9 protein-coding genes and 1 pseudogene are annotated in these 17,786 nt (G+C 41.2%); 3 read left to right on the top strand and 7 right to left on the bottom strand.

Annotated features, from left to right (window positions below; translation table 11 throughout):
• Positions 1-14: 14 nt before the first annotated feature.
• Entirely contained in the window at positions 15-2,231 is a 2,217-nt protein-coding gene (locus HUN01_RS31730; protein WP_181929494.1) for an FUSC family protein, read from the bottom strand.
• Between the two features lie 873 nt (positions 2,232-3,104).
• Here HUN01_RS31730 and glgP point away from each other — a divergent pair.
• Entirely contained in the window at positions 3,105-5,318 is a 2,214-nt protein-coding gene (gene glgP, locus HUN01_RS31725) for an alpha-glucan family phosphorylase (RefSeq protein WP_181929493.1), read from the top strand.
• Between the two features lie 115 nt (positions 5,319-5,433).
• On the top strand, positions 5,434-6,210 hold the full coding sequence (locus HUN01_RS31720; protein WP_181929492.1) for a Uma2 family endonuclease: 777 nt from the start codon (positions 5,434-5,436) through the stop codon (positions 6,208-6,210).
• A 196-nt stretch (positions 6,211-6,406) separates the two neighbouring features.
• Here the strand turns inward: HUN01_RS31720 and HUN01_RS31715 are convergent, their stop codons facing one another.
• The 4 genes and pseudogenes from HUN01_RS31715 to HUN01_RS31700 form a co-directional block, all read right to left on the bottom strand.
• Positions 6,407-8,554, bottom strand: a complete 2,148-nt coding sequence (locus HUN01_RS31715) for a patatin-like phospholipase family protein (RefSeq protein WP_181929491.1) — start codon at positions 8,552-8,554, stop codon at positions 6,407-6,409.
• Between the two features lie 656 nt (positions 8,555-9,210).
• Positions 9,211-11,247: an NAD-dependent DNA ligase LigA gene (gene ligA, locus HUN01_RS31710; RefSeq protein WP_181929490.1), complete on the bottom strand. Its 2,037-nt coding sequence runs from the start codon at positions 11,245-11,247 to the stop codon at positions 9,211-9,213.
• 526 nt (positions 11,248-11,773) lie between these two features.
• Positions 11,774-13,104: pseudogene (locus tag HUN01_RS31705) on the bottom strand (IS4 family transposase).
• A gap of 315 nt (positions 13,105-13,419) precedes the next feature.
• Positions 13,420-14,391, bottom strand: a complete 972-nt coding sequence (locus HUN01_RS31700) for a class I SAM-dependent methyltransferase (protein WP_181929489.1) — start codon at positions 14,389-14,391, stop codon at positions 13,420-13,422.
• Positions 14,392-14,530: 139 nt separating this feature from the next.
• Between HUN01_RS31700 and HUN01_RS31695 the strand changes: the two genes are divergently transcribed.
• Entirely contained in the window at positions 14,531-15,544 is a 1,014-nt protein-coding gene (locus HUN01_RS31695; protein WP_181929488.1) for a glycerophosphodiester phosphodiesterase, read from the top strand.
• An 88-nt stretch (positions 15,545-15,632) separates the two neighbouring features.
• Here the strand turns inward: HUN01_RS31695 and HUN01_RS31690 are convergent, their stop codons facing one another.
• Both HUN01_RS31690 and HUN01_RS31685 read right to left on the bottom strand, forming a co-directional pair.
• Complete coding sequence (locus tag HUN01_RS31690; protein WP_181929487.1) at positions 15,633-16,328, bottom strand: class I SAM-dependent methyltransferase; 696 nt, start codon at positions 16,326-16,328, stop codon at positions 15,633-15,635.
• Positions 16,329-16,554: 226 nt separating this feature from the next.
• Positions 16,555-17,652, bottom strand: coding sequence for an iron-containing redox enzyme family protein (locus HUN01_RS31685; RefSeq protein ID WP_181929486.1), 1,098 nt, complete (start codon positions 17,650-17,652; stop codon positions 16,555-16,557).
• Between the last annotated feature and the right edge of the window lie 134 nt (positions 17,653-17,786).

Here is a 17,786-nt window from a genome sequence, read left to right as displayed (position 1 = left end):
TTATTAAAAGTGTTTTATTTAACTGAGTTTAACCGTACCATCGCTGAGTGCATAGCAGTCAACCGCCGAACAATCTGGTCAATCTCTAAATCTAATATGCTGTAATCAATGACTGCCTGACGAATCGGTGTATGTCCTTGATTGACATCTAGCTCTTGTATCCGGGCTGTACGCAGTGCTTGCAGGTGCGGTTGGATTTTTCGCAGCGTTGCTTCTAAGTCAGGTAAAGGCGGTGGGGTAATTTCCTGCTGTATTGAATCAGCTAACTGCTCTAACAGTAGCGAAATTTGGCGGACAAAGGTTTCTAATTCTGGTAGCGGCACTGTTCCTCGAAAATGTTCGAGATGTACTGCCAAAACTGTCACGGCGTTAGTAAAACGTCCCATGTACACCAGCAGCGTCATTACTGGTTCTACTAATTCTTTGTGCATTTGGGGTTCGCGTAGCAATCCTTGGAAGGAGGCTTGAGCATTGCCGATTGCCAGTCCAGTTTGTCGCCGTTGACTGATAATTGTAGAGTCAGGCTCTTTTGTCCCCTGATAAACAGCCATCACATCCCGAAAGTATTTGTGACATTCTCGCAGTGCAGTGGCGAGTTGACTGGGTAAGCGATCGCGTTCCCGATTTGGCAATATAAAATAATGACTCGCAAAAGCCAGTCCTGCCCCAATTAATGTATTCAATATGCGAAAACCAGCAAATTCCCAACCAATGGGATAACCAATATCAATAACTAGTAAGACAAATATTGACAAAAAAACCACTGAATACCCATAGTTGACACTGATCAGGGAAATGCCAAAAAAGACTGTCAGCAAAATGATGATGCCTAATACAGTCTTACTGGTGATAGTTGCAACGATGACAGCGGCTAATACAGCTCCCAAAATTGTCCCGCCAACTCGCTGGAAAAACCGCTGATAAGTTGCACCCAAGTTTGGTTTGAGGACTAGCATGATTGTCAGTGTCACCCAATACCCCATTTGTAAATTGGTAATGCTGTATAGGATTACGCCTACAGTTAGACTCACTGCTATGCGGAGAGCATGGCGAAAGATTGCTGAGTCTAAGGTGAGGTTTTCTTGGAGTAAACTTAAGAGCGATCGCTGTTCGTCTTCAACTAACAGAAGTCTATCTACATCTCGGCGACTCTTTTTGCTGTGATCTGCCAGAGATTTCGCTGTCTGAGCCGTGTATTGCAATTGCTTGATCAGCTTTTCGATCATCAGCACTAAGTTAGTGAAAGCAACGAGAGTTGTGTAGTCTGTCTCACTCCCAGCAATTGCTTTTCTTTGCAGATTTTCTTGTTCCTTTAGTGCCTCACAGATACGCTTGAGATTTCCCAGATCGATGCTGGCAGATTTGCCAGAGATGACTTTCGCTATAGCTTGGAGAATGACTGATATTTGTTCGAGTGCATCGTCTACTAATTGCTGGACTGCTTGATATTGATGTTGTTGGAAGTGAGTTTCAAGTAATTCGGTTAAGGCGATAACTGAACCAAGTAAGCGATCGCCATCCTGAATTAGCACTAACAATTGCTCATCCATCCAACTCCGCGCTGGCTGTCCAATTCTGACAGTACCTAAAATAGTTCGTGCTGTCTCTAATGCCAGTCTAATTTCGAGAATCTTTTCAGATGTTGCAACTTTACCTACAAAAGCCTGAATGTAACTAGCGATCGCATTTAAGGAATTAGCCAAAGCTAACCGTAGTGGATCATAAGGTCTAAAGGGCCACATTACCAAAGAAAGTAGCATCGCCCATCCACCTGCAATTAGACATAGCAGCGATCGCACGAGTGCAGTTTCCAAGTTTCCTGATTGTGCGATCGTGGTAACAAATGATATCCCTAGCACCAGTCCGACATTTGCACCAGCATTACCATACAGCGAAGCAAAACCGGAAGCAAGTCCCCAGATAAATGTCAGCACCACAGCTAGCGCTGGAACTCTAGCGACTATAGTACCCACAAATACTGAAACAGCCATTCCAAAAGTAGCAGCCGCCATCGCCTTAGCTTTGATCTGGTAAGGGCCACCAACATTCGCAAAGTTGACAAAGTAAGCCATCAAACCGACAAATAATCCGCTTTCCCTTTGGTTGATGAGTTGCCCAATTAGCATGGGAACCCCTAACGCTAAAGCAGCTCGTAAGCCGTTGGATATTGCTGGTTTTCCTGGCTCTGACTGGATCAGAATCTTGAGGAAATTACTTCGATTCAACTGCATTGTTTTTGTTAACAAAACAAAATTTTTATCGAACAGAATTCAGGAGTCAGGAGTCAGGAGTCAGAATTCAGCATGAATTATGACCGAAAAAGTGGATAGCACCGCGGTAGCGAGTCCGCTTTCGCTTTTAGCATCTCGTAGAGAGCATCTTGATTCTAACCGGAACTTTCGGAGTCTCCAGATCCGCTTCTGAATTCTGACTCCTGGATTCTGACTTCTTCTTCAAACAGATATAAGGTTTACCAATAACAACAGTATAATTGCTGTGATTAGCGTATAAAAAGCATTGTCTGAATGCAAAGAGCTTTAGTCAAAAGTGATATAAATCAAGACATATCAATAATCTTAGATGTTTATTGCTAACATTTAAAAAATATTAACAACAAAACAAAAAAGTTAAAATAATGTCAACGAATTTGATAGAAAAAAATACCAAACCTGTCCGAAATTAGAGATAATTTTTAGAAGACAAAAACATAGAACTTACGCATTGACAGAGATAGCCAACTGTGAATTATCTCTCGTTACAAGGCTCTGCCTTGTAATGCTCTTGTAGGAGGCTCTGCCTCCAGTCAAACCAGTAGGCAGAGCCTACTTGAACTCGTTCCCAGTCAGAGCCTGGGAACGAGGCAGGACAAGACTTTTAGCTGATAAAGTTTGCCTTCAACATGATAGTTAATGTGTAAAGTGCGTAAGTCCTAAAACAATAAAAACTATTTTATTGGATAGGGTTTGATGTCGATAAACTGTTCCAACTTCAGGGGAGAATTCATAAATGAATCCTCCGGTGGCATAAACCTGAAGAGAAATCGATTGTGAGCAGATAAATCAGTGAAATAGACAAAAAGTTAAGCGCGAGGACATAGAATTAGTATGGCTAACAACAGTGCAATCACCCCAGCACGACGCTTGAGTGAAAAGTTACCTTCACCGCTCAAGCGTTTGGCCGATTTGGCTTATAACTACTGGTGGAGTTGGAGTGGCGATCGCATCTCTTTATTCCAAACAATTGATTCCCAAGAATGGGAACGCTGTGGACATAACCCAGTGGCAATTTTAGAGTCTGCAAGTTACGAGCGTCTGACCCAATTAGCAGAAGACCCGTTTTACTTAAAGCAGATATCTGCCTTAGCGCGTGAGTTTGACCAATACATCAACCAGCAAGATACTTGGGTCAGTCGAGTTGCACCGCAAGTATCTGCATCTCGCCCCATTGCCTACTTTTGCGCCGAATTTGGCATCCATGAATCCCTACCTGTCTACTCTGGCGGCTTGGGAATTCTCGCCGGGGATCACCTGAAATCATCATCAGATTTAGGTGTGCCGTTGGTTGGTGTTGGCTTGTTGTATCGCCAAGGTTATTTTCGGCAACGTTTGAATCGTCAAGGTTGGCAAGAAGATTATTATATTGACAACCCCTTTCAGCAGATGCCCCTGGAGTTAATTAAAAATGAGCAAGGGGAAGCGGTCACTATCGAGTTACAAGTTCGCCAACGGGTTGTGAAAGTGCAAATCTGGCGAGTACAAGTTGGGCGAGTCACATTATATTTATTAGATAGCGATCGCAATGATAACGATCCCATTGACCGCTGGCTAACGGGACACCTATACGGCGGTAACTTGGAAACCCGCATCGCCCAAGAAGTCGTTTTGGGAATTGGTGGTGTTCGCGCCCTACACGCTTTAGGAATTGAACCTTCTGTCTATCACCTCAACGAAGGACACGCTGCATTCTGCACCTTAGAAATTGCCCGCTTAGAAATTGAGCGGACTGGTAAATCCTTCTACGACATCGAAGCCAAGGTGCGGAACAGTTGTGTATTCACCACCCATACCCCCGTTCCTGCCGGTCATGATGTCTTCTCCCCCGATTTAATAGATTCCTTCTTTGCCAGCTATTGGCCGCAATTGCGACTTTCTCGTGAGCAATTTTTAGCATTGGGTGCAAGGCGATTGGGCGATCCTTGGGAACCCTTTGGCATGACCGTTTTAGCATTACGGATGTCTCGTGCTTGCAATGGCGTGAGTGAATTGCACGGTCAAGTTTCTCGTAAAATGTGGACAGTTCTCTATCCGCAGCGATCGGAAGACAAAGTACCAATTGGTTACATTACCAATGGCGTTCATGCACCCACTTGGACTGCACCCCTGTTGGGCGATTTATATAATGAGTATCTGGGAGAAGACTGGAAAAATCGCGCCGTTGATCCCAAGATGTGGGCTAAAGTTGATGACATTCCCGACGAGGAACTGTGGTCACGACATCTTATTCTCAAAGAAAGATTGATTGCGTTTACCCGTTATAAGGTGAAGAAATCACGGGAGTTGCGTGGCGAAAATTATGAACTCATTCAAGCAACAGAAAGCTTACTCAATCCCAATGTGTTGACCATTGGATTTGCCAGACGCTTCAGCCCTTACAAACGCGGTGATTTGATTTTGCGGGATGCCCAACGCGCACTGAAGATTTTTGGCAATCCTCAACGCCCAGTACAAATAATATTTGCAGGTAAAGCCCACCCAGCCGATGAAGAAGGTAAGCGGATTATTCAGCGATTGATGGAGTGGTGTCACAATTCTGGGATTATTAACCGAGTCGCCTTTATTGAAGATTACGACATTTACACTGGTCAAAAATTGGTGCAAGGTGTGGATGTTTGGTTGAATAATCCCCGTCGTCCTTTGGAAGCGTCTGGTACAAGTGGGCAAAAAGTCTGCTTCAATGGTGGTCTTAATTGCAGCGTTTTGGACGGCTGGTGGTGCGAAGGCTACCAAGCAGGGCCAGATGGTAAAGGAATTAACGGTTGGGCAATTGGTGAAGATGCTCATACTAGCGATCAAGAATTGCAAGATGGGATTGATTCGCGATCGCTTTATCAGCTGTTAGAAGAAGAAATCGTTCCTTTATACTATGACCAAGATGCCCAAGGCATTCCCCATCGCTGGGTGCAGATGATGAAAACATCCATTAAAACAAATGCACCATTATTCAACACCGACAGAATGATTGCTGACTACGTTTCACAGGTGTATGTCCCAGAGATTTCTAAAAGTGTCGAACCGATTTTAGCTAAAGTACTGCTGTAAAGGGAATTGGGCATGGGGCATTGGGCATCGTGGTTAAACAAATTTTTCCCCATTCCCCATTCCCCAATCCCCTTCCCGAAAGCGATAAGATCAAAAATAAATTCATGCTGTGTTTATGGCAACCCAACTCAGCCAAGCCAAATCACCAACAGAACTGGTAATCTCTTGGGAAGCCTTACCCAAAGATTTTCAACTAGAGGATGAACCAGTGGAGAATACCGGTCAGCCACTTTTGGCTGGTGCTTTGCGTGAAAGCCTAGAAATCAGTGGATTCATCCAACCGCAGATGTTGATAGCTTCCAACTTTGGTCTTTGTGCGACAGTCAACGGGCAATTTATTGCCAAAGCACCTGATTGGGTTTATGTACCGTCGGTTAATGAAGTTGTGGGTAATCGCAAAAGTTATACACCCAATTTAGAAGGAGATATCCCTGCGATCGCTATCGAATTTCTATCTGATACTGAGGGTGGAGAATATTCGGTAAAGCGAACCTATCCACCAGGAAAATGGTTTTTCTACGAGCAAATTTTACGGATTCCCATCTACATAATTTTTGAACCAGATGGCGGTTTACTAGAATATTATCAATTAGAAAATAAACGCTATGAGTTAGAGCAACCCGACGAAAATGGTCGTCATTGGATTGATGTAATGGGCTTATTTTTGGGAACTTGGCAAGGAACAAAAGAAGCGCGAACTGGCTATTGGTTGCGCTGGTGGGATCGAGATGGTAATTTGTTACCGTGGGCTGTAGAACAGATTGAACAAGAACGCCAGCGTGCCGAACAAGAACGCCAACGCGCCGAACAAGAACGCCAGCAAAAAGAACGACTGATTGCTTATTTGCAATCTCAGGGTATTGACCCGAATAACTTACCCCCGTTTTCGTAGAGGCAATTCATGAATTGCCTCTACGAGAATCATCCGATTGTGCAAAACAAACTAGTTTGCTATGGCAATACTGAATCATTCATCATAAACAAGATCCCCGACTTCTTTGAGAAGTCAGGGATCTGCGGGTTGCAATTTTCACAAATTAAATAGGATTGTTACAGAAATACTAAATCATTTTCCAAATAGATATTCATCACTCTGGGAAAATCTTTTTGAGTTTCAAGATAACAGTAGAGTTAGTTATTTTCCACTCTTCCCATGCATTTTGAATAGCTTTTTTTTGTTCTTGGGTTAACTGCCAAGAAAGCGGGGGATTAATTTTACCACGAGGGAATTTAATCGGAATATGCATAATTTCTACTCCTTTCTGACAAGATTTATCTTTCAAAAATTGCTGCAATTTTTCCTGTTCATCATCCTTGTAACCACATTTGTACTTGTCTGTCAAGAGTTTAATATTTAATGCGTTACCTTCGTTTTGCGTAGAACTACGAACATTTAATAAAGCAAGCAATGAACCAATAACTTCCATCTGCCATCCAGGAGCGCCTTTTTCTTCTTGAAGATTCTCATCATCAGGAAAAGCATTTATTTGGATTAAAATAACTCTTTTTATTTGATTACACTGCTCAGATTCTAATAGGTTATCAAGTAAGTCTACGCTAGTACCAATACCAAAATTGTCGAAGTAACCACCATCACCTATATGATAATTCCATTTAGTTTCTTGACTAGGACGACACACAGGAGACACATAAGGGAAAGTAGCGGATAACCTTGCGGCTGTTGTCACATCAATATCATATTCTGGATAAAGGGTATTAAAATCTATAGATTTGCAATCCTCGTGCTTACTAAAAGTCATTGGACTAACTAAAAAACGCCGTCCATCTTCAACTAAAGTTGCATTAAAAATAGGAATAGGAATAATTCCTTGGTCTATTTTATCGCTCCAACTAGCTAAAGTTGCATTAGGATTTTTCATTTCCCCTTTCCAATCTATTTCGATAGCTGTACCACGGTCTTGCTCAGTTGCAGTATTATCTTCTTGCGCTTTTGGTACGACAAAAGGGAAACCAATAAAACGCAGCAAATCTGGATAAGCTAATCCCCAACCTGTAGCATCTAAACTATCTTCTGTAGCGCTTTTAAAAATCTTTTTTAATTCACCTTCTTCTGGATAACCTTGCTCTCCAAATCTATCCAAATAAAACATCGTTCCGACAGAACCGCCAGAAACCGAGCTTATCCAACCAATGGCTTTGGTAAATTCAGATCCAAGTTCTTCTTGTAAACCAGTCAAAACTTTAGTTGTCCATCCAGATGCTTGAATACCTCCACCACTTGCACAAACGACTACTAAAGTTTTATCTTCGCTTTGTTGATTATTCAGCCGTTGAGATATAACATTAATCCACTTTTTTTCTGTCGGTTTTAACCAGTTCTTGTTTAAGAACATTTTGTAAAAATGATCTACTTTAAAAATAGTATAAGAAGCAGATGAAATTACTAAAAATAATAACAATGTGGGAACGCGAGATACGTCGTTAAAGAAAGAAATTCCTCCTATCCACACTACCATGATTGACAGAATAAGAGTAATATAGAAAAGAGCAGGAACTTCAAATCTATTCTTGATTGGGCGAGGTTTAAAAATCAAATAACCCAACCCATAAAGAATTAATAGAAAGATAGAAAATACTACTATTTCAGCAATTCCGTAAGATAGATTACCACTTCCATCAACATAACCTCTTTGTATTTTTACTGGCAAAAAAGAAATTATTTTCAATAATGCCTGTTCTAAAATTTGATTGGATTTAAAAAATATCTTGGCAAGGTGAGTTGTTATTATCAGGAAAGCTCCTGCAACAACGCCAAATATAATTCCCCAGCCTTCCCAGGCATGTTCTCCTTCTTTTATTTCTTTCTTGGAAAGCTGAGTTGCCTTTATGGCAATCGGAAGACTTAAGATAATAGCGATTACATATTGGAGAAATTCGGGAATTCCTTGGTGTTCAGGTACATCAAAACGAAGATGGGAATTATACAAAATGATATCGAAAACTTCTGTTGTAGCCAGTCCTGCTAAAACTGCACCTCCAATCACTAAAACCAATTGATTATTAGCGCGAAGTATAAACAAGTTTTTCAGCATCGCTGATAAACCAGTACTAACTGAAATTGTTGGTAATAACAATAGCAATAAGCCAACAATTATAGGTACTCGGAGAAAGAAAATATATTGCAATATGTTGTAGAATTTTTGTAGCGTTAAACCCAGGAATGCCAGTCCCACCCACAATAAAATACCGTTAAAAACCTGTTGTTTTTTCTTCATGACAAATTTCTGTAAATATACAAAAAGTTAATTATTAATATTGGCTTATATCTTGCACCCAGCTTTCATTTCAACGAGAGTAAAAGGGAAAGTAATCAATCTACAAGATGTTTTACTTCCCTCAATAACAGTTAATATTAGAGGAACACGATATAAGCCAATAAAGTTTGATACACAAGAACATATCAAAATTTCGCAAAATATATTGTAAAGTTATATTTAGTTAAGTTTTAAGTAGTAATTAATATGTGATATCGGAGTCTAAAAGATTCAGTTAGTAGGTTTTATCAGTCAACGAAATAATGCGGATTGTAGTGGTCGTGCTTTCGGACTGATTGATAAATCTGACTTTTCACCGTATCTGGAAAACCTCTCTTCTATTTCTCTCCTAAAAGGAGAGAGACTTTGAATTTCCCCCTTCCCGATACGGGAAGGGGGTTAGGGGGTTGGGTTAATCGTTAACTTTTCCACATAACGTGAAAAGTCAGATTGATAAATCTGGGTTAATCGCCTGGATTCGTTCACTAAATACAGCAGTTTACAAGTAACTGAGGTACAACTGTAAAGAGTTTCTACCTCCTGCCTCAAAACCCGTAACTTTGTACTTCATGCAAAAGAAAACTGCTGTATATATTTTTCCAGGCGTTTACCTTATTTTAATCTTCAAGTATCTCTAGTAATTGCGCCTCGCTTAACTGCGTAATTCCCAACGAGATCGCCTTTTCTAATTTAGAACCGGCATCTTCTCCTAGCACCAAATAATCTGTTTTCTTGCTCACTGAATCAGTCACTTTTCCCCCAGCTTTTTGAATCAAAGCCTTCGCCTCATCTCGTTTTAAGGTTGGCAATGTACCCGTAATTACAAAAGTTTTACCCGCAAATTTTTGATTACCATCACCAACTGTTTTTGTTTCCTCTGTGGCAGTTAATTGTAATTCTTCTGCTTGCAAGCGTTCTATCAATCTTTGGTTGGCGTCAATCCGAAACCACTGGTACACAGATTGAGCAATTTCAGCACCAATACCGTAAATGCCTTCAATATCTGATTGTTTGGCTGTAGCTAACTGGTCTACTGTGAAATACTTCTGAGTCAACAATTGAGCATTGACACTGCCAACGTGACGGATGCCTAAACCATACAATACCCTTGACCAAGGTTGATTTTTTGATTGAGCGATCGCATCAATCAATTTCTCTGCCGACTTTTTCCCCATCCTTTCTAATGCAGATAACTTCTCTGCTGTCAACTCATACAAATCGGCAACGGAATGCACCAATCCTTTATCAACGAGTTGATACACCAACTTTTCCCCCACGCCTTTAATATCCAAGGCATCACGACTGACCCAATGTTCAATAGAACCTTTGAGAATTGCCGCACAGGAAGCATTGACACACCGAGTCACCGCCTCACCTGATTCTCGCACCACCAATTGACCGCAGACTGGGCAATGGGTAGGCATAACAAAGGGTTCGGTATCAGCGGGACGCAGTTCTTTGATTACCCTCACAACCTCTGGAATGATTTCCCCAGCTTTGCGGACAATAACAGTATCGCCAATGCGGATGTCTAATTGAGTAATGCGATCGCTATTATGTAAAGTCGCGCGGGAAACTGTTGTTCCCGCCAGTTGCACAGGGCGCATTTCGGCTAATGGAGTTAACGCCCCCGTTCTCCCAACATTCACAGCAATATTTTCTACACGGGTAGGCGCTTCTTCGGCTGGGTACTTCAAAGCGATCGCCCAACGGGGAAATTTCTGCGTAAATCCTAGCTGTTCCTGAAGCTTAAAAGAATTCAGCTTCACTACTACCCCATCAGTCATGTAGGGTAAATTCAGCCGTTCCGTATCCCAGTATTCATAATATTTTGCCACTTCTGCGATCGAGGCACACAGCTTGTGGTTAGGGTTGACTCGAAAACCCATTTTTTCCAACAACTCCAACGCTTCCCATTGGGTATTGGCAATACTGGTGTCATCTCTACCAGGAATGTGCAGAGTGTAGCTAAAGAAATCTAACCGCCGTTTAGCGACAATTCGGGAGTCTAATTGTCTGAGTGTACCAGCTGCGGCATTGCGGGGATTAGCAAATAATTGCTCACCTGCTTTTTGTCTGTCCTCGTTAATTTGTTTAAAAACTTCCAACGGTAAAAACGCCTCGCCTCGCACTTCCACCCTTTCTAGAATTTCTAACCCTTCAAAATTCAAACGCAAGGGAATTGAGCGAATTGTCCGCACATTTTGGGTTATATCTTCACCCGCCACCCCATCACCCCTAGTTGTCCCCCTAACTAGAACACCATTTTGGTAGGTGAGAGCCAAAGCAGAACCATCAATTTTCAGTTCAGTGACATATTCCACTGATTCTATTTTTGGTAATTGTCGCCGCCAACGCTGATCCCACCCTTTCAACTCATCGATATTGAATGCATTCTCCAGACTATACAAGGGGATATTATGCCGCACCGAGGTAAACTGCGTTGCTGGTCTTTCACCCACGCGCTGAGTCGGACTATCGGGTGCTGTCAACTCTGGATATTGAATTTCCAGTTGTTGTAATTCTCGATATAGTTGGTCATAGACTGCATCCTCCATGATTGGAGTATCTAAGACGTAATAAGCATAGCTGGCTTGTTGCAATAACTGGCGCAATTCTTCTGTGCGCTTTACTTCAGGCTTAATCTGTGTCATTGAATTATTACAAAATATCAACGAATAAAATTTAAAGATGATCGAACCTGCTTTGTTTGGATAGCTTTGACGACCGTCGTCTGGCATTTATATAAAAATCGGGTTTGGCTAATAGTTTGCCATTAGCAGAGGTACTTTGGGCAAATACTAATACAGCACGGTGGAAGTTCACCTACCTTTAAGCAGTTGCTTGAGAAACTTGTCTAGTTAATTGAGATGTTAGCTAGATTTTCGCCAAGTTGTACTTAGAGACTTTTCCAGGTTACTTAATTTAATTCCAATCGTTCCATCCATCGGTAGACTTAACATTTTACGTGCAGTGCTTCGTGACAATAAATCATTGTTCGCTGTTAGACTTGTACCGCCGACAGTATTTTCACTTAGGTTTTTTAAACATCAAATAGGATTTTTATACTAGTTTTCTGTGAAGCTGCATATTATTTTGACCCCTCCCTAACCCTCCCCGATGCATTGGCTACGGTGTACACACAAGTCTAATTACCCCCTCTAACTCCCCCTTGCAAAGCTACCGTGTATACACAAGTCCATCCAGAGCGAGTTTCCAGCCGATAAAGATGGATTCAAATTGTCTTAAACCATGAACAAGGGTAGGCATTCCAGGAGGCCTACCAGAGGTATAACCAGACCATCCACCAAGTCGAGCAATGATCCAAGTAGCCCAGGGCAAACAACCCCGTGGATAAGGATTTTGTAATTTTTTGGTATCGCCTTCAACAGAAGATTGAAGTCCTAATAAGCATTGCTGCTGCTTTTGACAAAAGGTAAGCTCGGCAGAAAGTTGAGTATTATCGCGTCCCTCAACCATTTGTAAGGTTCGCACGGCTACGGACAAAGCAAGGATTGTTAGGCGTTGAATTGCAATACTAGACTCTAACTGAGTCGCTTCGATATTCAATCCAGCTTTTTTGAGAGTGGCAAAAAGTTGTTCAATCTTCCATCGCCATCCGTACCACTTAATGACTCGCAGTGCCTGTTCCAAGCAGACAACAACGTGAGTTGTCAGCAACCGCCAATGAATCGGTTCTTGTCCTGCGGGTGGTTGGACTTCCAGAGCTTCAACAGCAAAAAGGGTAACACTAGGAGGATAGCCAAAAACGCCTAATTTATCGGGGCGTTGAATCTCAACTTGTCCACAACGAACAATAAGCATTGCTTCTCTTGGCATTCGCTTTCGACGTGAGTCTGCGGGAACGTTAATTATATAAGTACCTTCACAAGGCTGCTGACTTAAGTAGTCGAATAGTGATTCAGACCGCCCTAACAATCGACGATCTTGGCAAGCTCTTATCAGTAAATGATTGTTTTTTATTGGGTACAGTTGCAAATTCCTCAAATAAATCCGATTCGCGGTCGCCAATATGAGTTACCATTTTTGCTCCACCCACTTCAAAGCATCGCTTACTACTTTCTGCCGATGCTAACCATTTGTAAGATTCTTTCTCCTCAATTGGTAAATTTTGATAGTCACGAGTTATGTTTATCTGCATGGTTTATAGCTCGGCTCCACAGTTTTACTGTGCTTAACCCCAGTGGAAATCCACTCTCACCATCTAATACCAATGTTGGATGGATATAAAACCCGACATCTGTGTTATTGCCTACTACTCCTAATCCTGGCGGTGACAGCCTACCTGCATGAGACTGCAAGTTAATCTCGCTAGTATCGCTAATCGCTAATACGTGTCGTTTTGCCAGATGAAACTCGCAATCATCCGAAAGGCTACGTACTAGTTCTGATAGTGTTACGTTTTCATTCTCCAAAAACCGATAATAACCCATCTGTTCTGCCCAATTTCGACTTATTTGCCGGATATTTATCGATTGGTGCTTACGAATCGCCTCGTATAATGCTGCCCCCTTTTTATCAGCCTTGGGTCTCCAAATGCCGTTCCTGGTGTCGTCGAAGCGTGAATTAAGATTGGATTATCCATAGTTTTTGCTTCTCAAAAATCCTCTGCACCTACTTTACATCCGACTTGTGTATACACGGTAGCGATGTATTGGGGGAGAACCGGATATTTCCCCCCTTTGCAAGGGGGGACTAAGGGGGGTAAATCCAGGGTTTGGGCTTCATTACCAAGGGAGGTGCCGCCGGCGGTGGGGTTCTTTCTATGCGTCTTCATAAAGAATTGGTATTATATCTTAAATAATTTATATACTACTTTTTGAGGATAGCTTGAATTCCACTAAAACCATATCTGCGGCAACAGTTCCATTAACGCGATCGCGCCCTAATTGACGAGAGAAGATTTTCCAAAATAGACTAGGATCTTTTAGTATTGCTTGGAGTAGTCTCAACTTCGATACTGTTTGATTTTTGCCGAATTTAGATAAACTAAAATTATTTGCTGCTCGTGCGATCGCAGAATTTGCAGGTGGCATATAAAATTCTATCTCACAGCCTAGTTGACGTGCTAGTTCTTCGTAAGATTTTTTACTAAAACGTAGTATATGATGTGGTGGATGATTTAATATATCAAACCAATCTGATTCAACTGACATGGGTGAATAAGGAGTACTAATCAAGATACTACCCATCGGTTTCAGAACAGAAAGCATTGATGCAATAAATTCCTTTGGTTGGCTAATATGTTCTAAGCAATGAAAAGACAATACATAGTTAAACTTTTCACTAGAAAATTTATTGTAAAAACTCTCAATTGTTTCACAATAAACTTCAAATCCTCTTTTCTGACATTGGTCAACAGATTCTGGAGTTGTATCCAAGCCAACTATACGAGTATTTGAAAGTTTTTTAGCAGCAATTTCCAGAAAATTACCTCCTCCGCAGCCCACATCTAAGACAGAAATCGAATTTTGTCTTTCTCGCTTTTTTATTTGCTCAATAACCGCCAACCATTCCCATCTAGACTCTGGATAATAACCAACTCTTGTAGTAACCCATTGATAAAATGACTGGCTGCCTGCTTCTAAAGGGAAAGCATATTCAAGCGAGCAATTTTTACATTGCTGTATTTCATAGTCTATGATTTCAATTTTTTCTGGAGGCTTTTCGGCAAAATAATCTTCTAATTCGCTGATAATATTTTTTTGAGATAATGAACGAATATGGATGCCATCATGGTTGCAAACAGGACATTTATTTGAAAATTTTTCAGACATAATAAACGTTGAGTGATCTATTTATTGATGTGTTTACTTAGAGTTTACTATGCTTTTTATGCGCTACTAGATTTATGTTTTCCGTTATGTGTTAATATCTTTCTCTTTAATATGCCAGTTTTTTGAGGCGGGGAAAGTAATGACTAGAATTCTGCAAAATACACCTGCAATTATTATTGCACACCGAGGTGCTAGCGGCTATCGTCCAGAACATACTTTGGCTGCTTATGAATTAGGCATCGCACTAGGCGCTGATTATATTGAACCTGATTTAGTTTCCACCAAAGACGGTGTTTTAATTGCTCGTCACGAAAATGAGATTTCTGAAACCACTGATGTTGCTAGCCATGCAGAATTTGCTTACCGTCAAACCACCAAAATAATTGATGGCGAATCGAAAACTGGCTGGTTTACTGAAGACTTTACCTTGACAGAAATAAAAACACTACGAGCTAAGGAGCGAATTGGGCAACTGCGATCGCAAAATACCACCTATGATGGACTCTTAGAAATTCCCACTCTCCAAGAAATCATCGATTTAGTCAAGGTTAAAAGTGCCGAAATTAATCGTGCGATCGGTATTTACCCAGAAACTAAGCACCCAACTTACTTTCAATCTATTGGGTTAGCCCTAGAAGCACCTCTACTTGCGACTTTGACAGCCAACGGTTATCAGGGCGCTAATGCACCTGTTTTCATTCAGTCTTTTGAAGTGGGTAATTTACAAGATTTATCTACAAAGACTGATTTACCTCTGGTGCAATTGCTAAATGACAGTGGTAAACCTTATGATTTTGTCGTTAGTGGCTGCAATCGCACCTATGCAGATTTAGCCACTGCATCAGGTTTAGAAGAAATTGCTAAATATGCACAAGCAGTTGGCGTTCATAAAAATTTGCTGGTTCCGAGAGACAGCAATGGTAAATTGCAATCGCCTACATCTTTAGTCACAGATGCTCATGCGGCTGGTTTGCTGGTTCATGTCTGGACTTTCCGCAATGAAGACTGCTTTTTGCCCCTAGATTTTCAAGGAAATCCCCAAGGGGAATATGAATTATTTTTCAGCTTAGGTATTGATGGCGTATTTAGTGACTATCCAGATACGGCCTTTGCTGTCACTGAAAACCCTCGGTTTAAACTTGGTTCCCCATGAAATTCGAGAACATAAAATCAAAATTGTAGTAATGCACAATAAGATTCCCGAATGGTTAAATCAGTCGGGAATCTGAGATTTAGCATCTTCACAAACTAGTCATCACCTGAGCTAATTGATTAGATAAATCAATTACAGATTCCTGGCATTTTTTAAATAAAACGCCAGCTAGAAAATAATAATCGCCAGAATAAAATGCCATCTTATTTTTTCGGAGTTTTTCGATGTGCTTCTTTACCTTGGGATCAGAGCTATAGTAGCCGAACTGCAAAGGTAAAACCATGAAGTTTTGAACAGAATAACCATTTTCTTTTGCGAGGTTTAGCGTACTTGTTGGATTAGAAAAACTAGATATTAAAACCAACACATTTTCATAACCTAACGATAAAAGCTTGTTGGTAACTGTAGCTCCATCTACGCCTCCAAATAAGAGTGGCATATAAATATCGTTATCCGGTGCAGGTAGATAGGGTGGATTGGCTACAAGGTAATCGGCATCGGGTTGAGAAGAATTAAACAAAGATGAATTATGGATAATGTACTTATTAGTGAGATCGTATTCATCGATAGTTGAATTTGCGACTTTCCATGCAGAAGTATTTAACTCAAATCCCTGAATGATTCCATCAAACTTATTTCTCAATAAAGAATTAATTACAGGGCTACCATCTCCTGAACCAAACTCAACAATAGATTCGTAATTTTTACAATTTCTGAGAACAAAGTTTTCTAAGCAGTTTGAGTAGAAATTAGATTCTTCAGGACAAAAAAAGATATCTTTCATTTGACTACAATTCAAAGGTAAGGTATAATCAATCTAGTATGGAGGTTATTTATTACCTTGTAATTAAGGCAATAAAAAACTGTTCCCTTAGCAAATGGCTGCTAAAGAAATTTATTTGCAGGTGAATTAGCAATAAAATGGCTTAGGAATGTCAAATTAAAACGCTAAGAATAACCTGCTATTTTGAAGTTTTAATTGTTGATATTTCTCACAAGAGTAAATTGGCTTATTCTGCTTGGCGTATTGATCGCACAACAGCAGCAGCGGCGCGATCGCCCAGAAGTTTCTGTTGGTCGTACCCAAGCACCAGTTCCCACGCATCATTGGGATATCGTTCTGCTAATGGCAGAGCCACATCATCTAACATCCAACGGCCGTGGCGTTCATCTTCCCTGATGTGTAGTTCCCAATAACCCACCGCTACTTCTGAGAGTCCCAGTCGTTGCGCCGCCACCAAATAATTCTTGTAAACCGCAGGGCCAGCTACTTCAAAATAGGTCAACCCGCCGCTGTAACGCAGAAAATCGCGTTTGCGCTCAGTCACCAGAAAGTTATGATTGGTAGAAGCCAACACTTCCCAAGGTACTAAATCGAAATATGCCTCTGGTTCAGTGTTCATTCCAAATTCAGCCAGCATTTGAGCAAAAAATGTCGAGTGCTTGCGAGATAAACGACCATTGCCGTATTCTTCAATGAGTACCCGCATCAGCGTACACTGCACTTCATTAGCAGTACCACCCAAAATCCGGGAAAGATGACTCGCTTCAACCAAGCCATCAAAAGAGCCGATCGCTAGCAAGTGACGATAACCAGCTTCAGTCATTTCTTCACGAATATAGCGGCTACTCTCCGACATAGGCGGATCTAAATCGGCAGATGTGCGCTCAATTAAAGCTTGTTTTACATCCAATTTTGGTAGTGCAGCCACATCAATTTGTGCGAGTTCCCAGTTTTGCCAAGCTGTTTCAATTTGGTCACGACATGAGTACAAATACAGCGATCGCTCGTTGGTATAATTGTGCAAATCATCGTACCAAAACAGCTTTAGGCGATTAATTCGATAAAGTATACGTTGCAGAAAACGGTGAGCCTGTTCATCAGAGCGATCGTTTCCATACGCAGCACGAATTGCGGTTGAGAGCGCCTGTTCAAACTCACTGGCTCTTGAAGGCTTGACATCCAGTTTATGATCCAAATCCTCCATTGCCAGCAGTTCTATAAATTGCTCCTCAGCACGGTCATACTTGGTAATTGTTCTTTCTTCAGTTTGCGTGCTATTTTTCGTAGCCCCAGCTTTCGGAAATATAACTAAATTGCTTTGCATGGAATCTTCGGTACCTTTGGAAAAGTGATAAATTACTTTCACCGCTAATATCTAGGTTTCCACACCAGTAGCTTTCTGTACCTCTTTCCTTGGTTATAAAGAAAAATTAAGTTTAGAAGAGAAGGATTATTCCC

Origin of the sequence: Nostoc edaphicum CCNP1411 (assembly GCF_014023275.1) — a bacterium.
Lineage (GTDB): Bacteria > Cyanobacteriota > Cyanobacteriia > Cyanobacteriales > Nostocaceae > Nostoc > Nostoc edaphicum_A.
This window is presented reverse-complemented; position numbering and strand designations above follow the sequence as displayed.